16 protein-coding genes are annotated in these 18,511 nt (G+C 74.3%); 6 read left to right on the plus strand and 10 right to left on the minus strand.

Going from position 1 to position 18,511, the window contains the following annotated elements:
- Positions 1 to 36: 36 nt before the first annotated feature.
- Positions 37 to 3,228, minus strand: coding sequence for a cytochrome P450 (locus tag AC0B9F_RS25740; RefSeq protein WP_472006494.1), 3,192 nt, complete (start codon positions 3,226 to 3,228; stop codon positions 37 to 39).
- Positions 3,229 to 3,369: 141 nt separating this feature from the next.
- Between AC0B9F_RS25740 and AC0B9F_RS25745 the strand changes: the two genes are divergently transcribed.
- Entirely contained in the window at positions 3,370 to 4,011 is a 642-nt protein-coding gene (locus tag AC0B9F_RS25745; protein WP_472006742.1) for a PAS domain S-box protein, read from the plus strand.
- A gap of 176 nt (positions 4,012 to 4,187) precedes the next feature.
- Here AC0B9F_RS25745 and AC0B9F_RS25750 read toward each other — a convergent pair whose 3' ends face one another.
- On the minus strand, positions 4,188 to 5,081 hold the full coding sequence (locus AC0B9F_RS25750; RefSeq protein WP_472006495.1) for a DUF3626 domain-containing protein: 894 nt from the start codon (positions 5,079 to 5,081) through the stop codon (positions 4,188 to 4,190).
- Between the two features lie 74 nt (positions 5,082 to 5,155).
- Between AC0B9F_RS25750 and AC0B9F_RS25755 the strand changes: the two genes are divergently transcribed.
- The 4 genes from AC0B9F_RS25755 to AC0B9F_RS25770 all read left to right on the plus strand — a co-directional run bounded on the left by AC0B9F_RS25755 (position 5,156) and on the right by AC0B9F_RS25770 (position 9,617).
- On the plus strand, positions 5,156 to 5,650 hold the full coding sequence (locus tag AC0B9F_RS25755; RefSeq protein ID WP_472006496.1) for an FBP domain-containing protein: 495 nt from the start codon (positions 5,156 to 5,158) through the stop codon (positions 5,648 to 5,650).
- 191 nt (positions 5,651 to 5,841) lie between these two features.
- On the plus strand, positions 5,842 to 7,158 hold the full coding sequence (locus AC0B9F_RS25760; protein WP_472006497.1) for an FUSC family protein: 1,317 nt from the start codon (positions 5,842 to 5,844) through the stop codon (positions 7,156 to 7,158).
- A gap of 52 nt (positions 7,159 to 7,210) precedes the next feature.
- On the plus strand, positions 7,211 to 8,260 hold the full coding sequence (locus AC0B9F_RS25765; RefSeq protein WP_472006499.1) for a hypothetical protein: 1,050 nt from the start codon (positions 7,211 to 7,213) through the stop codon (positions 8,258 to 8,260).
- A gap of 160 nt (positions 8,261 to 8,420) precedes the next feature.
- The gene (locus AC0B9F_RS25770; RefSeq protein WP_472006744.1) at positions 8,421 to 9,617 is read left to right on the plus strand and encodes a lactonase family protein; all 1,197 of its coding nucleotides are present in this window, start codon (positions 8,421 to 8,423) and stop codon (positions 9,615 to 9,617) included.
- On the opposite strand, the gene AC0B9F_RS25775 is transcribed toward AC0B9F_RS25770, so the two are convergent.
- Together AC0B9F_RS25775 and AC0B9F_RS25780 are read right to left on the minus strand one after the other, a co-directional pair.
- Entirely contained in the window at positions 9,585 to 10,313 is a 729-nt protein-coding gene (locus AC0B9F_RS25775) for a DUF2470 domain-containing protein (RefSeq protein WP_472006501.1), read from the minus strand. The genes AC0B9F_RS25770 and AC0B9F_RS25775 overlap by 33 nt on opposite strands.
- A gap of 81 nt (positions 10,314 to 10,394) precedes the next feature.
- Entirely contained in the window at positions 10,395 to 11,003 is a 609-nt protein-coding gene (locus tag AC0B9F_RS25780; RefSeq protein ID WP_472006503.1) for a TetR/AcrR family transcriptional regulator, read from the minus strand.
- 143 nt (positions 11,004 to 11,146) lie between these two features.
- Between AC0B9F_RS25780 and AC0B9F_RS25785 the strand changes: the two genes are divergently transcribed.
- On the plus strand, positions 11,147 to 12,682 hold the full coding sequence (locus AC0B9F_RS25785; protein ID WP_472006505.1) for a cytochrome P450: 1,536 nt from the start codon (positions 11,147 to 11,149) through the stop codon (positions 12,680 to 12,682).
- Positions 12,683 to 12,688: 6 nt separating this feature from the next.
- On the opposite strand, the gene AC0B9F_RS25790 is transcribed toward AC0B9F_RS25785, so the two are convergent.
- From AC0B9F_RS25790 to rhaS, 6 genes are all read right to left on the minus strand, one after another.
- Positions 12,689 to 13,591, minus strand: coding sequence for a sigma-70 family RNA polymerase sigma factor (locus tag AC0B9F_RS25790; RefSeq protein WP_472006507.1), 903 nt, complete (start codon positions 13,589 to 13,591; stop codon positions 12,689 to 12,691).
- A gap of 35 nt (positions 13,592 to 13,626) precedes the next feature.
- Positions 13,627 to 14,370 carry a PIG-L deacetylase family protein gene (locus tag AC0B9F_RS25795; protein WP_472006508.1) on the minus strand — a complete coding sequence of 248 codons (744 nt, stop codon included), beginning with the start codon at positions 14,368 to 14,370 and terminating at the stop codon, positions 13,627 to 13,629.
- Positions 14,371 to 14,458: 88 nt separating this feature from the next.
- Complete coding sequence (locus AC0B9F_RS25800) at positions 14,459 to 15,760, minus strand: alpha/beta fold hydrolase (RefSeq protein WP_472006510.1); 1,302 nt, start codon at positions 15,758 to 15,760, stop codon at positions 14,459 to 14,461.
- Positions 15,761 to 15,941: 181 nt separating this feature from the next.
- Entirely contained in the window at positions 15,942 to 16,964 is a 1,023-nt protein-coding gene (locus tag AC0B9F_RS25805; RefSeq protein WP_472006511.1) for a LacI family DNA-binding transcriptional regulator, read from the minus strand.
- 52 nt (positions 16,965 to 17,016) lie between these two features.
- Positions 17,017 to 17,337: an L-rhamnose mutarotase gene (locus AC0B9F_RS25810; protein WP_472006513.1), complete on the minus strand. Its 321-nt coding sequence runs from the start codon at positions 17,335 to 17,337 to the stop codon at positions 17,017 to 17,019.
- A 21-nt stretch (positions 17,338 to 17,358) separates the two neighbouring features.
- Positions 17,359 to 18,441, minus strand: a complete 1,083-nt coding sequence (gene rhaS / locus AC0B9F_RS25815) for a rhamnose ABC transporter substrate-binding protein (protein ID WP_472006515.1) — start codon at positions 18,439 to 18,441, stop codon at positions 17,359 to 17,361.
- Between the last annotated feature and the right edge of the window lie 70 nt (positions 18,442 to 18,511).

Genomic DNA, 18,511 nt, shown 5'->3' on the forward strand with positions numbered 1-18,511 from the left:
AGGAAGGTAAGGCGGTCACCGGGGCGGGGCGTCACGTCACCCGGCCGCGTACACGTCCTCCACGTACCGCCCGGCGGCGGCCATCCGGTCCAGCCACTCCTGCGCCGCGGTCTCGTCGGCGCCGGGGGTGCGGTCCTGGTGCATCCTGCGGAACGCTTCGCGCACGCCCGGCGCCATGCGTGCGCCGTCGCCGCAGACGTACACGCGGGCGCCCGCGTCCAGCAGCCCGGCGACCTCCTCGGCCTCGGCGGCGATGCGGTGCTGGACGAACATCGCTCCGTCGGCCGGGGCCGCGCTGAAGGCGGGGCGCAGGGACACCGCGCCGGCGGCCTCGGCGGCGTGCAGCTCCTCGGCGTGCAGGAAGTCCGCGTCCGGCGCGTCGCAGCCGAAGTACAGCAGCGCGGGCGGCAGTTCGGCGCCGGCCGCGAGGGCGGCGGTGCGGTCGGCGATCACGCCGCGGAACGGGGCGAGGCCGGTGCCGGCGGCGACCAGGACGACCGGGGCGGAGTGGTCCACGCGGAAGGCCGCCCGGCAGGGCTGCACGCGCGCGTACACGGTGTCCCCGGGGCGCAGGGAGGCGAGGTGGCCGGAGCCGGTGCCGGTGTAGTCGCCCTTCCCTGAGCGGGCCGGGGCGTTCAGCACCGAGACCATCAGGTCGGCGTGGCGCGGGTCGGCGGCGGGGGACGAGGAGATCGAGTAGTGGCGCGGGCGCAGCGGGGTGAACAGGTCCAGCAGCGCCGGCCAGTCGAGGGCGCCGCGCAGGGCCGGGTGGTCCTCGAACAGCTCGATCAGGGTGCGCGGATCGTCCCCGGGCAGCGCGTGAAGGGCGGCGCGCTCAGGCGGGCACGGGTTGGCGGCGGCGAAGGCGGCGATCCGGTCCGGGCCGGGCCGCTCCTGCAACTCGACGTGGTGGGTGAGCAGTTCGCGCACCGTCACCGGCCGGTCGACGGCGAGAGCGTCGCGCCGGCTGCGGGTGGGCCGGATGTCCAGGACGGTTGCGAGGTCGGCGCCGAGGGCGGCGGCCGCCCGCTCGACGAGACGGGGGGCGTTGGCGGGCAGCACGGTGAGGTGGTCGGCGGTGCGGTAGGTGACGCCGTCGGGCAGCGCGAGGCGGAGGAACCGCTTGCGGCGCGGGTGGGCGGGCGCGGTGAGGTCGTACGCCTCGGTCACGGTCATCGGCACCAGTTCGTGCCGCTCGGCGAGCGCGTCGAGGGGGCCGCCGGTGAGGGCGCGTACCTCGTAGGCCGCGGCCGGTTCCTCACCCTGCGCGGGGGCCGCGTCGGGGTCGCCGTACCGTTCCAGCAGGGCGGTACGCAGCCCTGCGGTGAAGTCGCGGACGGCGCCGGTGAGGTCGCCGGAGGCGTCGGCGGCGGCGCGGTCGGTGAGCCGGACGGCGCCGAGGGCGGCGAGGCGTTCGTCGACGAGGGCGGGCACCTGCTGGTAGGTGGCGGCCCAGTTGCGGTCTCCGACGCCGAGGACGGCGTAGGTGACACCGCTCAGGTCGGGCTCGCCGTCCAGCCAGGCGGTGAAGGCGGTGGCGTCGTCGGTGGGGCGGCCGTTGTAGGAGGCGGCGGTGATGATCACCGGCCGGTCGGTGGGCAGCGCGTCCGCGTACGCGTCCAGGGCGGCGACCTCCGTCGCGCAGCCGATCTCCCCTGCCTCGTCGGCGAGTTGGGCGGCGAAGGCGCGGCAGGTGCCGTAGTTGCTGCCGTGCAGGAAGAGGGCGCCGGTGCCGGGGCGGACCCGGGCGGGCAGGGTGTCGGGGGCGGGCGTCCGCACGGCCCGGGCGGGGGCCGCGCCCGGCAGCGGGGGGTGGACGCGGTCGGCGGGAGTGCGCGGGGTCAGGGTCAGGGTGAAGCCCTCGGGCTTGAGGGTGAGGGTCTCCTTGACGTCGAGCCGGTAGCCGGCGTGGTCGTGCAACCGGTAGCGGTGGACCAGCATCGCCAGCAGCATGGTGGCCTCGTGCAGGGCGAACTGCCGCCCGATGCAGGCGCGTTCGCCGGTGCCGAAGGGCTTGTAGGCGTGCACGGAGCGGGCCGCCTCGGCTTCGGGCGTGAAGCGGGAGGGGTCGAAGAGGTCGGGGTTGTCACCCCACACGGGCTGCCGGTGCAGCATCGGTGTGAGCACGGTGACGGCCTGACCGGCGCGCAGTGGGAGGCGCCCGCCGAGCAGGGTGTCCTCGCGGGCGTGCCGGCTGAAGGCGGCGGCGGTCGGCCACAGCCTCAGCGCCTCGCTCAGCACCTGCCGGGTGCACGGCAGCCGGCCCACGTCCTCGTACGTCGGCTCCGGGTCGGCGGTGTCGCCCCACAGGGCGTCGACCTCCCGGCGCACGAGGTTCAGGGCGGTGGGGTCCTTGGCCAGGTGGTACAGCGCGAACGACATCGCGCCGGACGTCGTCTCGTGGCCGGCGATCAGGAAGGTGATGACCTGGTTGCGGATGTTGGCGAGGTCCAGGGTGGTTCCGTCGGCGGGGTGTGAGGCGGTGAGCATCAGACCGAGCAGATCGGCGGTGTCCTGGCCGGCGGGTCCGGCGTGCGCGCCGGTGCGGGCGGCGATGACGTCGTCGACGACCTGCGCGAGGTAGGCGGCGTCGTCCCGGAAGGCGGCGTCGGCGGCGGAGTGGTCCTCGCCCGGGGTGCGGGCCAGACGGGTCATGCTCCAGTGCAGGCAGCGGACCATCGACTCGACGAAGGGGTGCGGCTGTTCCCGTTCGAAGGAGCCGAAGTCGTAGCCGAATCCGGCCAGTCCGATGGTGTCCAGGGTCATCCGGGTCATGTCGTCGGCGACGTCGACCGGCCGTGCGTCGCGGGCGGCCCGGTCCCAGGCGGCGACCAGCCGGCGCGCGACCTTCAGCATGACCGGGTGGTAGGTGCGCATCGAGCCGAGCGCGAAGGCCGGCATCAGGATGTCGTGCGCCTTGGCCCAGTTGGGCTCGTCGTTGTACGCGGTGAACAGGCCGTCGGCGGCGAACTCCCGGACGTTCTGCAGTGCGGGGCCCACGTGCTTGGCGAACCGCTGCTCGTCGGCGAGGTCGGTCACGAGGCCGAGGTCGGCGACGAACAGGGTGTCCCGGCCGTGCAGCCGTCGCACCAGCACCGGTCCGTGCTCCCGCATCAGGTCCATGACCTGCTGGATCGGGGTGAGGCCGGGGCCGGTCGCGGTGATGTCGACGACGGGGACGCCGGGAAGGCCGGTGGCGGTCCGGGGGTGCGCTGCGGTGGGCGGCATGGCGCGACAACTGCCTTTCGCGGTAAGGACGTGCTGCGCTCCACCCTGATCGACGGGCCCCGTCGGACCGCGCCGGGCGACTACATGATTGTGTAGTGGGCGGTGACGGGTCGCCCTTGCGCCGAGTGGCTGGAGGTGCTGGTGGAGTGGGGTCGGCAGGAGGCCGTGGTGTGGCGCAACCGCGCGCTGACGCTCTTCGACCGGGTGGCGGTGCCGGTCGCGGTCTGCGATGTGTACGGCGCGCTGCTGCTGGCCAATCCGGCGATGGCCGCCGAGTGCGGTACGACGCCGGGGCGGCTGCGCGGCCGGCAGGTGCTGGAGCTGTTCCGGCCGCTGGAGGAGGCACAGGTGGAGCGGATCGCGCAGGCGCTGCGGCTGCGTCACCGCTCCCGCTACCAGGTGTCCGTGCGCTGGAGCGCGCCGGGCGGGGCCGAGCGGTTCGGGGAGCTGACGGCCGACCCGGTGAGCGACACCGCCGACGACACGCCCGCGCTGCTGGTGATGCTGCGCGCGCTGGACGAACGCGCGCCACGGGACCGGCCGTCCGCGCGGGTCACCCCCGTCGAGGCCCGTATCCTCGCGCTGCTGGCGGAGGGCGCCACCACCGCCCGCGCCGCGCGGGAGACGGGCCTGACGGCGGACGGCGTGACGTACCACCTGCGGCGGCTGTCGGCCCGCTGGGGCGCGGCGAACCGCACGGAGCTGGTGGCCCGCGCCTACGCCTCCGGCGTCCTGACGGCCGGGGTGTGGCCGCCGGCCCCGGCCGTGCCGCCCACCGAGTAGGCGGCACCCGCGCTGTCGGTGGCGCTGGGCGAGCACGCGCTGCCCGCACTCTCTGCGGCGCCCGCCGAGCACCCGGTGCCCGCACTCTCTGCGGCGCCCGCCGAGCACGCGGTGCCCGCACCCTCGGCGGCAGCCGCCGAGCAGGCCGCCCACGCACCTTCGGGGGCGCCCGCAGATTAGACCGTGCCCGCACCCTCCGTGGCGCCCGCAGAGCACGCCGTGCCCGCGCCCTCGGGGGCGCCGAAGCGGGCGAGGGTGTGCCAGACCATCTTCAGGTCCTGCGGGGCGTACCGTCCGCTGCGGGCCGCGTCACCGAGGGCGCGCGGGTCGATCACGCCGTCCCGCGCGATGCGGGCGCCCAGCTCGGCGTACTGGGCGCCCCGGTAGTCGGCGTGGCGGCGCAGCGCGTCCACGGTGAGCCGGTAGCCGGGGTGCCACTCGACGGGGCAGGGCAGCATCCGGGCGGCCGCCTCCACCGGGGTGCCGCGGTAGCAGGCGTCCAGGACCAGCGCCTCGGTGTCCCGGGCCAGGTCGACGCCGCCGTGGACCTGGGCCTCGATGTAGTCGTCCAGGGGGTCCTGGTCGTCGGCCTCGGCGAGGGCGATCAGGTGCATGCCGGCGGCGACGCCGAAGTCGGTGGGCTCGGCGGCGCTGTCGGGGTAGCAGAAGGTGGCACGGGCGAGCACGGCCGGGGTGAGCCGGAAGTGCGCGGAGCCGAAGCGGGGTGCGGCGCCGACGACCTGACGGCGGAAGTCGAGCGCGCCGTACACGGGCCGCTCGTGCGGGTCGGCGTCGTCGTAGGCGCCGCCGAAGATGCGGCTCTCCCATCTGAAGCGGTCCCCGCCGGGGTGGGCGGTGAGGCCGCCGTTGCTGGTGCCGGTGACGAACTGCGAGTGGTAGGCGCCGTCCCGGGCCAGCGCCCGCAGGACCGGCTCGCCGCGGATCAGCCGGTCGGGGTGGAAGTTCATCGTGATGGTGAGGTCCGCGGCGACGGCCGGGCCGGCCGAGCGCGCCGCGACGTGCCCCAGCGCCGCCCGCGCCCGCGGTGTGGTGTTCCCGGGGAAACTCATTGGCGTCTTCTCCTCACCCCTGCCTAACCTAGGCGAAAACCTAGGGCTCCTAGGTCCGATACCAGGAAGCACTCATGAGATCACTCACCGAGCGGGACATCCGCAACTCGTTTATCAACTGCTCCAAGGGCGAGGCGAAGCGGCTGGCGGTGCCCCGTGATCTCGACGCACGGCCCTGGGACGACCTGGACTTCCTGGGCTGGCGCGATCCGGGCGCTCCCGACCGCGCCTATCTGGTCACCGAGCGGGACGGGGAGCCGGTCGGCGTCACGTTCCGGTTCACGCCCGCCCAGCGCGCCCTGATGCAGCGCAGCCTGTGCGGACTGTGCCTGACCGCGCATCCGCGCGGTGGCGTGTCGCTGATGACCGCGCGCAAGGCGGGCGCGGCGGGGCGGGAGGGGAATTCGGTGGGCCTGTACATGTGCACCGACCTCGCCTGCTCTCTGTATGTCCGTGGCAAGAAAGTGCCGGAGAACGGCACCCGGTTCGAGGAGAGCCTGACCCTGGAGGAGCAGATCGCCCGGATGACGGCCAACCTGTTCACCTTCCTGGACAAGATCGACGCGTGACCGGCCGGTCGCCGGTTCGCGCAGGTCGGTAGGTTTCGCCGGTCCCGCCGGACGGCGGTTTCGCATCCCGCCGCCCGCAACGCTCGAAGCCCCCACCGGGAAGGCCCGCCCGGGCTTCGCGGTGGGCCGTAGGCGTTCGGTTTCGGCCATGGGGCGTTCGAGGCTCCGGAGGAACGGGAACAGGCCAAGGGATGCGAGATGCACGTGAGTGGACGCCGGCCTTCGCGCGACTGCGGCAGTGGGGTGCACGGCTGTGGCAGTGGCGCCGGGACCCCTCGGTCGTCCAGGCACTGCGGTCGGCGGCCGCGGCGACGGTCGCCTACGTCGTCGCGGTCCGGCTGAGCCCCGAGCCCGCCCCGCTGACCGCGCCGCTGACCGCGCTGCTGGTCGTCCAGGTCACCCTGTACGCCACGCTCACCAACGGCATCCGCCGGGTGAACGCCGTGGTGGCCGGCGTGCTCGTCGCCATCGCGTTCAGCCTGCTGGTGGGCCTGACCTGGTGGAGCCTGGCGCTGGTGATCGTGGCCGCGCTGGCGGTCGGCCATCTGGTGCGCGTCGAGGAGTACGTCCAGGAGGTCGCGATCAGCGCCATGCTGATCCTCGGCGTGACCGCGCACGGCGCGACCGCCTGGGCGCGCGTCCTGGAGACGCTGATCGGCGCGGTGGTCGGCATGGGGTTCAACCTGCTGCTTGCCCCGCCGGTGTGGCTGGACGAGGCGGGCGACTCCATCGACGACCTGGCGCGCCGGATCCGGCAGATGATGCTGCGCGTCGGCGAGCAGGCCGCCGGGCGCCCCTCCTACGAGCTGGCGGCGGCCCGGCTGCACGAGGCACGCCGGCTCGACCACGCCATCGCCGAGGTGGACGCGGCGCTGCGGCAGGCCGAGGACAGCCTGCGGTTCAACCCGCGGGTGCGTGAGGGACTGCTGCACCGGGTGGTGCTGCGCACCGGTCTGGACACGCTGGAGATCTGCACGGTCGTGCTGCGGGTGCTCGCACGCACGCTGACCGACCTGGCCAAGGAGCGCGATCCGGAGCCGCTGTTCCCGCAGGCCGCGGGCGCGGCGATCGAGGAGCTGCTGTCCGAGATCGCCGACGCGGTGGTCAGCTTCGCGGTGCTGGTCACCACGCACGTCAGCCTCAGCGCCGAGTCGGCCGAGGAACGGCTGACCGCCCAGCTGCGGCAGGCCGCGGCCACCCGGGACAAGGTGGCGCAGCTGCTGCTGGAGGAGGTCCAGCACGACCCGCGGAACTGGCAGCTGAGCGGCGCGGTGCTGACCGAGGTCAACCGCATGCTCGACGAGCTGGACACCGAGCACCGCTCGCGCCGGCTGCTGGAGGAACTGGACCGGCACACCCGTGAGCAGCGCGAACGGCTGCCGTGGGTGACGTCGCTGCGGGAGCGGCTGGGCCCGCGCCGGCTGCGACGGGGCGTCCGGCGCCTGCGCGGCCGCATTCCGGAGCGGCTGCGGTGGAACCGCAAGGCGGGGATCCGGCGTTCTTCGTGACGGCACCGCGCGCGCGGTGTCCGAAAAGGCACCACACAGGGAGAGCGTGCGGATGAGCGGTGACGTGCGGATCGACGGGAACACCCTGCGACTGCCGGGGGGTGTGGCGGTGCGGTTCATCCGTACGCTGCGGCTGCCCGAGTCGGGCACCCACGCGCTGCCGCCGGGGCTCGGCGAGTTCCCGGTGCGCCGGGTCGCCGACTACCCGCACACCGTGCCCGAGGCGTGGCGGGCGCGCGGTGGCGTGATGCTGCCGGTGTATCTGCGCGAGGCGATGTGGCTGTCGTTCGCCGGGAGCACCGAGCCGGCCGCCCTCCAGGTCGGCGCGGGCAAGGTGTGCGCGGTCTCCGGCAAGCCGTGGACCGGGCGGCTGTCCCGCGACCCGCAGAACTACGTCGTCCTGCCCCGCCAGCCGTGGCTGGACGGCATCAACTCCGGCAGGGGCACGGTACGGCAGTTCGTCGCGGTGCCGCTCGGCCTCGGTGCGACCGTGGAGGGGCAGGTCACCGGCGAGGAGGTGTGGGGCGGCGTGCAGATGCAGTCGTTCCCGCTCGGTGAGCCGGCGCTGCAGCGGTGGCGCCATGAGCAGCGGCGCCTCGCGGAGGCGATGCGCGCGACCGCGACCGGGGGCTATGGCGGGCCGCCGCCGGGCGCCGCGCCCGCCATGGCGCCCGCGCCGGGTGCCGCGCCCGCCGCCCCGGGGGCCGCGCCGCGCGGCGGGGCGGCGATGGGGCTGGGCGTGGGCGGATCGATGCGTCAGGAGATCTACCGCGACGACCGCCCGCTGTCCGACTGGGCGGCCGAGCCCGCCGGGCGCGTCTTCGTGCATCTGGTGACCCCGCCGGAGTGGCGCCGCATCACGGGCGAGGCCCCGCCGGCCTCCCCGGTGGACCGGGCCGCGTACACGCGCGCGGGCCTGCCCTGGTACGACTACTACGACGCCGACGCCCACGATCTGGCCCCCGCCGACCCGCTGCGGTCGGTCAAGCCGGTCGGTGACTGGCTGGGCGACGACCACGACCCGTGGCAGGCCCCGGCCCCGCACCAGATCCACCCGCTGAAGGACGCCCCGGGCAAGCCGGTGACGGACGGCGACTGGTAGCGGACGCGGCGGGCGCCCCCAGGGTGCCCAGCCGGGCGGATCGCACCGGTGACGCCCGACGCCCGCGGCGCACGCCCGCACCTGGTGTTGCACGGTCCGGACCCGTCTTGCGAGGGTGGCTGTCACGAGCGGCGCGGCGGACGACACCTGGGGTGCGGGCATGGGCAGTGGCGGGCAAGAGGTGCGCGGGGGCGTCTGGAGCCGGCGCGGTGTCGTGGGCGCCCTCGGTGGCGCGGCTGCCTCTGCCGCGCTCGCCGCGTGCGGGCCCCAGCGGGAGTCCGCCGGGCCCGCGGCGGGGCCGTACCGGCGGGCCGACCGGTCTTCGTCCGGGCCGCGTCCGCTCTACCTCGGCACCTACACCTCCGCGCCGGGCGGCGGCACGGGCATCGGGCTGGCCGTCTACGACCCCGGCACGGGCCGGATCACCGGACAGGGCACGCTGAGCGGGGTGCCGGACCCGTCGTATCTGGCGGTGCATCCGGACGGCCGGACGCTGTACGCGGTCGACGAGCGGGAGGACGGCGCGGTGACCGCGATCCGGCGTGCCGACCACACGGTGCTGGGCAGCCGGAGCACCGGGGGCGCGGCGCCCTGCCATCTGTCGGTGCATCCGAGCGGGCGGTGGCTGCTGAGCGCCAACTACGGCTCCGGCAGCGTGGCCGTGCATCCGATCGCCGCCTCGGGCGCGCTGGGCGAGCGGGCGGACCTGGTCACGCACACCCGTCCGGCGCCGGGCCCCGGACAGCAGGGGCCGCACGCGCACCAGGTCGTCACGAGCCCCGACGGCGGTCACGTCCTCGCCGTCGACCTGGGCACGGACACCGTGTACAGCTACCGCCTCGATCCGCGCACCGGTCGGCTCACCGAGGTGGCGCAGGCCCCCACCCGGCCCGGCACCGGCCCGCGCCATCTCACGTTCCATCCCGGCGGGCGCCACGCCTATCTGGCCGGCGAGGTCGGCAACACGGTGATGGTGTGCGGCTACGACCCGCGGAGCGGGCGGCTGAGCGTCGGCGCGCCGCAGTCCACGGGGGCGCCGTCCGGCGCCAACCATCCGGCGCAGTTCGCCGTCACCGCCGACGGCCGGTTCGCCTTTCTCGCCAACCGGGGCCACAACAGCGTGGCCAGGTACGCGGTGGAGGCGGCCGGCGCCCGGCTGAGGCTGCTGGGCACCACCGATGTCGAGGGTGACTTCCCGCGGCAGATCGCCCTGTCCCCCGACGGCCGGCTGCTGTTCGCCGCGAACCAGAAGTCCGGCACGGTCAGCGTCTTCCACGTGGACGGCCGCACCGGTGATCTGCGCCCGGCCGGAAAGCCGTTCCCCTCACCGGTCGCCGTCTGCGCGCTGCCGCTGTAGGGCACGCGGGCAGCGTGAGCCGCTCGCCCGGGCGAGCAGGTGGTGCAGGCGCTCGGTGAGCTGCGCGACGTCGCCGGCGGGGGCGTGGAAGGGCAGGCGTACGTCGCCGTGGGTGCGGGCGCGTTCGATGCGCAGCGTCAGTCCGTGCCGGTCGACGGCGAGCGGGCGGACGCGCACGGCGCCGTGCAGGCTGCCGGGGTCGACCAGACGCGTCAGGCGTTCGACGGCGTCCGGGTGGGCGTCGGCGAGGTGGGTGAGCAGCCGTGCCTCGGCGCCGGTCAGCGGGTCGGGCGCGGCGGCGGCGAAGTCGTCGACGGCGACGAGGGCGGGGCCGCGGGACCGGCGCAGGACCACGCGGGTGGGGTGGAAGGCGACCTGGTCGTCGTCGTCCGGGGTGAACCAGCCGGCGAGCCACAGCCGGGCACGGATGCGGTGCCGGACGGGTACGGGGGCGACGTCGGCGAACTCCAGCACGGCGGCCGGCTCTCCGCGGGGTACGCGGATCGCGGCGGCGAGCAGCGCGCTGTCGTCGGGCAGGCGCAGCAGCAGCCGTCCGTCGTCCCGGACGCGGTGCGCGCCCACGAACTCCTCGCGCCCGCCCTCGGCGCTCACCGCGCAGGACCAGGCCGCGGCGAGCACGGACCGCGCCCGTTCGGCCGCTGTGGGCGCGTCGGCCCAGGTCTGGCTGTCACCCATCCGAACCTCCTCTTAGGTAAGCCTCACCTAACTTATCGGAGATCAGGGTGCACGCCAACCACGCCCGGACACGCGGGACGTTCAGCCGGCGAGGACTCCGAACAGCGCCCGCGCGCACAGGTCCCGCACCTGTTCCCGGCCGAGGTCCGGCCCGCGCAGCCACTCCAGACAGACCGCCGTCGTGAACGCCAGCCAGCCGCGCACGGCGAGGCGGGCGTCGGGGCGCTGCTCGAAGAGCGGGCCGAACTCGGGGTCGGCGGCGAGGGCGGCGAGGATCTGGCGCTCCTGCGCGGCCAGCGCCCGCCGGTAGACGCGTCGCACCGCCTGGTCGCCGGCCGCGTCGGCGCGGTGGAAGGCGCGGTAACCGTGGGCGTGGGCCTGCACATGCTCCAGATACGCGTCGAGGCCGGCGGAGAGCTGCTCGCGCACCGGGACACCGGGCACGGCCGCCGTCATGCGCAGCATGCGCTCGCTCTCCCGCTCCACGACCGCGGCGAAGAAGTCCCGCTTCGTCGGGAAGTAGTGGTACAGCAGGCCGCGCGAGACGCCGGCGATCTCGGCGACCTGCTCGATCCACACGTCGTCGTAAGGGCTCTCCGAGAACAGCCGGGCGCCGACGGTCAGCAGCTGCTCCCGGCGCTCCGCGGTGCTGAGCCGGCGGCGGGTGCGCTGCCCCTGGTTCGCGGCCATGCCCGCACTGTACTTGACGCGGATTCAACGACCGGACGAGACTGCATCACGTTATTGAACCCACGTACAACATGGGTACGACACCGCCTACAACACCGCGAACGACACCGCTCAACGTGCCGCAGGATCAAGGGAGATCACGCATGGCCGTCGCCAGGGCAGACGAGGACCGCCCCACCAGGGGGTTCCGCAGCGCAGAGCTGGGCTGGCCCGAGCTGCACCGCATCCCGCACCCGCCGCACCGGCTGCCCCTGCTCGGCGACGTCCTCGGCGCGAACCGGACCACCCCGGTGCAGGACTCGGTGCGGCTCGGCCGCCGGCTCGGCCCGATCTTCCGGCGGCGGGCCTTCGGCAAGGAGTTCGTGCTCGTGTGGGGCGGCTCACTCGTCGCCGACCTCTCCGACGAGTCGCGCTTCGCCAAGCACGTGGGGCTCGGCATAGCCAATCTGCGCCCGGTCGTCGGGGACGCGCTGTTCACCGCGTACAACGACGAGCCCAACTGGCAGCTCGCGCACGACGTCCTGGCACCGGGCTTCAGCCGCGAGGCGATGGCGGCCTACCACCCGATGATGCTGGACGTCGCCGCGCGGCTGACCGAGCACTGGGACCGGTCCGCCGCCAAGGGCCACGACGTCGACGTCCCCGGCGACATGACCAAGCTGACCCTGGAGACGATCGCCCGCACCGGCTTCGGCCATGACTTCGGCTCCTTCGAACGGCCCCGGCTGCACCCCTTCGTGACCGCCATGGTCGGCACCCTCAGCTACGCGCAGCGGCTCAACACCGTGCCCGCGCCGGCGGCCTCGCTCCTGCTGCGGGAGGCGACCCGGCGCAACGCGGCCGACATGGCGTACCTGAACCGGACCGTCGACGAGGTGGTGAGGGCCCGCCGGGCGGCGGGCGGCGGGGACGGAGATCTGCTCGACCGAATGCTGGAGACCGCTCACCCCGAGACCGGGGAACGGCTGTCCGCGCTCAACGTGCGCCGCCAGGTCATCACCTTCCTGGTCGCCGGGCACGAGACCACCTCCGGGGCGCTCTCCTTCGCGCTGCACTACCTCGCCCGGCACCCCGAGATCGCCGCCCGCGCCCGCGCCGAGGTCGAGCGGGTGTGGGGCGCGGCGGAGGTGCCCGCCTACGAGCAGGTGGCCAAGTTGCGGTACGTGCGCCGGGTGCTCGACGAGTCGCTGCGGCTGTGGCCGACCGCGCCCGCCTTCGCCCGGGAAGCCCGTCAGGACACCGTGCTGGCCGGGGACCACCCCATGCGGCGCGGCGCCTGGGCGCTGGTGCTGACACCGATGCTGCACCGCGATCCGGAGGTGTGGGGCGCGGACGCCGAGGGGTTCGACCCGGACCGCTTCGACGCCGCCGCGGTACGGGCCCGGCCCGGGCACGTCTTCAAGCCGTTCGGCACCGGGGCGCGCGCCTGCATCGGCCGCCAGTTCGCGCTGCACGAGGCGACGCTGGTCCTCGGCCTGCTGCTGCGCCGCTACTCCTTCCTGCCCGACCCCGGCTACCGGCTGCGGGTGGCGGAACGGCTCACCCTGATGCCGGAGGGGCTGCGGCTGCGGCTGGAGCGCCGGGCACCCGCCGCCGTACCGGCCCCGCGACCGGACGGCGACGAGCGGGCGGACGAGCCGCACCCGCCGCGCTGTCCCGTGCGCGGGGCCGGCAGCTGAGCCGGGTCAGCGGGCGAGGGCGTCGAGGTCCAGCCGCTCCAGCCGCTCGGGGTCGGACAGGATGTACATGCCGGTGATGCGGCCGTCGGCGACGGTGAGGCCCATGACCGACGCGGGACCCTGCTCCGGCACGTTGACGAACCCGAGCGCGCCGTTGACCAGGACCATCCGCGCGGACGGGGCGAACCGGGAGAACAGCAGCGCCTGCTCGGCTACCGTCTTCGCGCCCTGGAGCACCTTGGAGGAGCCGGCGCCCCGCACCAGCGCCCCGGCGTCGACGCGCAGCACGACCTCCGGGTGGAGCACGCCGACCAGCGCCTCGAAGTCGCCGGCGCGCGAAGCGGCGAGGAAGGCCTCCAGGACCTGCTTCTGCCGGCCGAGGTCCGGCTCGGCGGCCGGCTCGGCGCCGCGCACCCGGCGCCGGGCGCGGCTGGCGAGCTGGCGGGTGGCGGCCGGGGTGCGGTCCACGATCGGCGCGATGCCGTCGAACGGCACGGCGAACATGTCGTGCAGCACGAACGCGAGCCGCTCGTCCGGCTCGAGGTTCTCCAGGACGACCAGGAGGGCGAGGCCGACGGAGTCGGCGTGCAGGACTTCCCGCTCGGGATCGAGCCCGGCGAGCGGCCGCAGCTCGGGGTCGGGGACATGGGTGTCGAACCGGTCGTCGATCGACTCCTCGCGGCGCGCTGCGCGCGAGCGCAGCAGGTCGAGGCAGACGCGGCCGGTCACCGTGGTCAGCCAGCCGCCGAGGTTCTCGATCGCGTCGGCGTCGGCGCGGCTGAGTTTGAGCCAGGTCTCCTGCACGGCGTCCTCCGCCTCGGCCAGCGAGCCGAGCATGCGGTAGGCCACGGCCCGCAGATGCCCGCGGTGCTCCTCGAAGCGGTCGGCCAGTGCCTGGGTGGTGTCCATGCGCGCCTCTCCCCCGTGTGTCGTCGGCTGCCGGGTCATCTGCCGAACAGTTCGAAGGCCACGGCCGGGCGGCCCCCGAAGCGTTCCGCCGCGGCCCGGGCGTTCGCCGTGAGGAAGCCGCGGGCGTAGATCTCCGGATCCTCCTCGGTCAACGCCTCGATGTAGGTGCGGTGTTCCAGCAACGAGAGCACCGCGCGCTCCATGCCCGGCGTGGCGTCCACGGCGTGGGTGGGCGAGGCCGAGCCCGCCACCGCGACCCAGCGCACGCCGTTCCAGGGTTCGAGACCCTGCTCGACCAGTTCGGGGAAGATCCAGCGGTTGCCCGCGTCGGCGGCGGCGTCGAGGGTGGCCCGGCCGACCGCCACGTGGTCGGGGGTGTTCCAGGCGACGCCGCCCCAGGTGTCCCGGTGGTTGAGGGTGATGACCAGCTCGGGCCGGTGGCGGCGGATCGCGGCGGCGATGTCCCGGCGCAGCCCCAGGCCGTACTCGATCACTCCGTCGCGGTGGTCGAGGAACTCCACGCTCGACACGCCGACGACCGCCGCGCTCGCCCGCTGTTCCCGCTCGCGCAGCGGGCCGCAGACGGCGGGCTCCAGCGTGTCGATGCCGGCCTCGCCCCGGGTCGCCAGGACGTAGGAGACCTCGCGGCCGGCGTCGGTCCAGGCGGCGACGGCCGCCGAACAGCCGTATTCCAGGTCGTCCGGGTGGGCCACCACGGCAAGAGCCCGTTGCCAGTCCTCGGGCAGGGGCCGCAACTGGGTCGTCGTCGGTTCGGTCATGGGCGCACACTAACCCGTGCCGGTGACAGCGGCCCCCGGTTTGTGGATCTTGCGGGCCGCCCCGGGCTCGTGCCGGTGCGGCCGGGCGTCACACCTCGTCGCGGGCGAGGGCGAGGAGCCGGTCCAGGACCCGCGGGCCGCCCACGCGCACCCCGTCGTGCTCGAACTCGTCGGTCACCCAGGTGCGCAGGGAGCGGATCGCCCGCGCGGTGGCGAGGGAGTGGCCCGGGTCGACGTACATGTCGTCGTGGTAGACGGCCGCGGCGACCGGCACCTCGTTGGCCGCGAGGCGCTCGCGGTCGTACAGGGGCGTCCAGCCGGTGTGGGCGGCGAGCAGTTCGGCGCTCTCCTTCAGCGGGCGCAGCGCCGGGTCGCAGTCGAACATCCAGGGGTGGACCGTCTCGCCGGTGAACAGCAGCGGCCCGTCGCCGGCGAGCGTCTTGACCGCGTCGAACTGCGGGAATTCCGCGCGGACCCGCTCGGCGGACCAGGCGGTGGGGCGGGCGTCCTGACCGTAGATCGACTCGTGCACGAGGGCGTACAGCGGGTGCGCGGCGTACGACAGCAGGCCCCGCACCTCCTCCTGGAAGGCGTCCGACAGTTCCCGGCCGCCCGGCGTGGGCACGAACGCGTCCTCCAGCAGGTAGTGCAGGCGGTGGCTGCCGTCGCCGGTGCCGAGCAGGATGCCGAGGGACTGGAACGCCTCGGCGGTGAGCCGGTATCCGCCGGGCAGGACCACGTCGTGCCCGAGCAGGTGGTCGGCGATACGGCGGGCCCGCTCGACGTCCTGCGGGTAGCGGGCGTAGTGCGCGGCGACCTTGCGCTCGATGCGCGGGTAGGCGGCCCGGTAGACGTCGTCGGCGTGGGCGTCGAGCGAGGGCAGCCCGCCGGTGATCAGCGCGGCGGCCAGGCCCTCGGGGGCGGTGCAGAGGTAGTGGACGGTGCAGAAGCCGCCGAAGCTCTGCCCGAGCACCGTCCAGGGGGCGCCGCCGGTGACCTGCGGGCGGATCGCCTCGCAGTCGCGGACGATGGAGTCGGCGCGGAAGTGCGTGAGGTAGTCGGCCTGCGCGGCCGGGCCGCCGCGCAGCGGCAGGGTCTGGCGGTTGGCGGGCGTGGAGGCGCCGGTGCCGCGCTGGTCCAGCAGCAGGACGCGGAACTCGCGCAGCGCCCGGTCCAGCCAGCCCGTGCGCCCGGTGAAGCGCTGCGCGCCGAAGCCGGGGCCGCCCTGGAGGTAGACCAGCCACGGCAGGTCCCGGCCGGCCTTGTCGCTCGCGACCACTTCGCGGGCGTACAGCTCGATGCTCTCCCCCGTGGGGTCGGCGTGGTCGAGCGGCACGGTGAAGCGGCGGTCGGTGAGGTGGACGCCGGGCTGGCGGTAGCGGTCGGTCAACGCGTCTCCCGGTGCGAGCGGTGGGTGGGTGGCGGGTGGGCGGCGGGTGCGGATGGTGCCGGCCGGTGGGTGCGGGGCGGTGGGTGCGGGCGGTCTCAGTGCAGCACACGCGGGGCCGCCGCGCGTCGCCGGGGCGACGGGACGGCGGTTGCCCGCCGGCGCTGACCGGCGGGTCGGCGGGTCAGCGTCCCGGCAGGGTGGAGCGGCGCACGACGAGCTCCGGCTGGAGCACCACGCGGCGGTGTTCGTGCGGCTGTGTGCCGCCCTCCTCGGTCTCCTCCAGCAGCAGTTCCGCGGCGAGTGCGCCGATGGTGACGGCGGGCTGGCGCACCGAGGTCAGCGGGACGGCCGCGGCGGCGGCGAACTCGATGTCGTCATAGCCGACGATCGCGAGGTCGTCGGGGACACCGACCCCGGCCGCGTACATGGCCTGGAGAACACCGAGCGCGAGCAGGTCGTTGGCGCAGAACACGGCCGTGGGCCGGTCGGCGAGGCCGAGCAGGCGGGCGCCGGCGTCCCGGCCGGCGGCGACGTCGAGGCGCTCGGTGGGGATCTCGCGCAGCGCGCCGGGGCCGAGTCCGGCCTCGGCGAGGGCGTTGAGGGCACCGGTACGGCGGTCGCGGACCTGGTTGAGTCCGGACGGGCCGCTGACGTACGCGATCGAGCGGTGCCCCGCGTCCACCAGGTGCCGCACCGCCAGAGCACCGCCGGCGACGTCGTCGACGGACACCGAGCACTCGGCGGCGCCCTCGGCGACCCGGTCGACCAGCACGAACGGGATGCCGTGCCGGCGGAAGGAGCCGAGGTTGCGGCCGGAGGCGTCGGTGGGCGTGAGCAGCACGCCCCGCACCCGCTGCTCGGCGAACAGCGACAGGTACTCGGCCTCCTCGCCGGCGCTCTGCGCGCTGTTGCAGACCATCACGCCGAGCCCCGCCTCCCGCGCGGCCCGCTCGGCGCCGCGCGCGACGTCCACGAAGAACGGGTTGCCCATGTCGAGCACGAGCAGCCCCATGATCCGGCTGCGGCCCGCGCGCAGCTGACGTGCGGACTCGCTGCGGACATAGCCGAGCCGGTCGATCGCGGACAGCACCCGTGCCCTGGTCTCACTGGCGACCGTGTCCGGCCGGTTGATCACGTTCGACACCGTGCCGACGGACACTCCGGCGGCGCGGGCCACGTCCTTGATACCCACCGACTGGGCCATCGGGCAGGGACCTCCTGGGCTTCGGAAGCGGCGGGGAGAGCTTCACACTACGTCACGCCAGGTGGAAGACCTCCGTGAGCGGTCTCATCGCCTCGTCGGGACGGGCTCCGTCGAGCGACTCGAAGAAGGGCCCCATCTCCGCCTGCCATCGGGCGTTGACCTCGGTCGCCTCCATCCCGGCCCGAGCGGCCTCGAAGTCCTCGGTCTCCAGGTAGCCGACCAGGAGGCCGTCGTCGCGCAGGAAGAGCGAGTAGTTGTGCCAGCCGGTGGCCGTGAGCGCGGCGCGCAGCTCCGGCCACACGGCGGCATGCCGTTCGCGGTACTCGGCCGTCCGGTCCGCGCGGACCTTCAGCAGGAAGCAGACGCGCTGCATCGGTGGGTCCCCCCTGGTGGGTCAGAAGTTGAACTGGTCGATGTTCTTGGCGTCGAACACGGTCGGCTTGCCGAGGCTGATCACGCCGTCCTTGCCGATGGTGTACGTCGTGGAGCCGGCCTTGAACGTCTCGCCCTCCTTGCCGGTGATCTGGCCGGAGGCCAGCGCGACGGCGGTGCGGGCGGCGAGGTCGCCGAGCTTGGCCGGGTCCCACAGCTCGAACGCCTCGACGGTGCCGTTCTTGACGTACTTGCGCATGTCGTTGGGCGTGCCGAGGCCGGTCAGCCTGACCTTGCCCTTGTACTTGGAGCCGGACAGGTACTGGGCGGCCGCCTTGATGCCGACGGTGGTCGGGGAGATGATCCCCTTCAGGTTCGGGTGCTCCTGGAGCAGGCCCTGGGTCTGCTGGAAGGACTGCTGCGGGTCGTCGTTGCCGTAGGCGATCTTGACGAGCTTGACGTCCTTGTACTTGGGGTCCTTCAGCTCGTCCTTCATGTAGCCGATCCAGGTGTTCTGGTTCGTCGCGGTCTGCGCGGCGGACAGGATCGCGATCTCGCCCTTGTAACCGATCTGCTGGGCGAGGAGCTGCACCTCGGTGCGGCCGAGGTCCTCGGCGGAGGCCTGCGAGACGAAGGCGTTGCGGCAGTCGGTCTTGGTGTCGGAGTCGTAGGTGACGACCTTGATGCCGTTGCTCATGGCCTGCTTCAGCGCGGTGCACAGGGCGCCGGGGTCCTGCGCGGACACCGCCATCGCGTTCACCTGCTGCTGGGTCAGGGTGTTGACGTAGGAGACCTGGCCCGAGGTGTCGGTGGCGCTGGACGGGCCGACCTCCTTGTACTTGCTGCCCAGCTCGGTGAGCGCCTTCTGGCCGCCCTTGTCGGCGGCGGTGAAGTAGGGGTTGTTGACCTGCTTGGGCAGGAAGCCGACGGTCAGGCCCTTCTTGGTGGCGGCGTTCGGGTCGGCCTTGCCGGCGGCGGCACCGGAGCCCGAACCCTGGTCCTGCACATCGTTCTTGGTGGTGCCGCCGCAGGCGGTGGCGGCGAGGGCCAAGGTGGTGACGGCGGCGAGGGCGATGGAAGTACGGCGGAAGGATGATTTGCGCATGACGGGTCCTTACGGGAAAGGGGAGGATGCGCGCCTCGAAGGGGCGCGGGGCTGTAGTTGATATGCGGCT

The organism is Streptomyces sp. NPDC097129 (assembly GCF_055668065.1).

What these genes read in the sequence shown, in the direction of transcription:
- AC0B9F_RS25740 (WP_472006494.1), bottom strand. Translation starts at nt 3,228, where the DNA reads ATGCCGCCCACCGCAGCGCACCCCCGGACCGCCACCGGCCTTCCCGGC.
- AC0B9F_RS25750 (WP_472006495.1), bottom strand. Translation starts at nt 5,081, where the DNA reads ATGAGTTTCCCCGGGAACACCACACCGCGGGCGCGGGCGGCGCTGGGG.
- AC0B9F_RS25755 (WP_472006496.1), top strand. Translation starts at nt 5,156, where the DNA reads ATGAGATCACTCACCGAGCGGGACATCCGCAACTCGTTTATCAACTGC.
- AC0B9F_RS25760 (WP_472006497.1), top strand. Translation starts at nt 5,842, where the DNA reads ATGCGAGATGCACGTGAGTGGACGCCGGCCTTCGCGCGACTGCGGCAG.
- AC0B9F_RS25765 (WP_472006499.1), top strand. Translation starts at nt 7,211, where the DNA reads ATGAGCGGTGACGTGCGGATCGACGGGAACACCCTGCGACTGCCGGGG.
- AC0B9F_RS25770 (WP_472006744.1), top strand. Translation starts at nt 8,421, where the DNA reads ATGGGCAGTGGCGGGCAAGAGGTGCGCGGGGGCGTCTGGAGCCGGCGC.
- AC0B9F_RS25775 (WP_472006501.1), bottom strand. Translation starts at nt 10,313, where the DNA reads ATGGGTGACAGCCAGACCTGGGCCGACGCGCCCACAGCGGCCGAACGG.
- AC0B9F_RS25780 (WP_472006503.1), bottom strand. Translation starts at nt 11,003, where the DNA reads ATGGCCGCGAACCAGGGGCAGCGCACCCGCCGCCGGCTCAGCACCGCG.
- AC0B9F_RS25785 (WP_472006505.1), top strand. Translation starts at nt 11,147, where the DNA reads ATGGCCGTCGCCAGGGCAGACGAGGACCGCCCCACCAGGGGGTTCCGC.
- AC0B9F_RS25790 (WP_472006507.1), bottom strand. Translation starts at nt 13,591, where the DNA reads ATGGACACCACCCAGGCACTGGCCGACCGCTTCGAGGAGCACCGCGGG.
- AC0B9F_RS25795 (WP_472006508.1), bottom strand. Translation starts at nt 14,370, where the DNA reads ATGACCGAACCGACGACGACCCAGTTGCGGCCCCTGCCCGAGGACTGG.
- AC0B9F_RS25805 (WP_472006511.1), bottom strand. Translation starts at nt 16,964, where the DNA reads ATGGCCCAGTCGGTGGGTATCAAGGACGTGGCCCGCGCCGCCGGAGTG.
- AC0B9F_RS25810 (WP_472006513.1), bottom strand. Translation starts at nt 17,337, where the DNA reads ATGCAGCGCGTCTGCTTCCTGCTGAAGGTCCGCGCGGACCGGACGGCC.
- rhaS (WP_472006515.1), bottom strand. Translation starts at nt 18,441, where the DNA reads ATGCGCAAATCATCCTTCCGCCGTACTTCCATCGCCCTCGCCGCCGTC.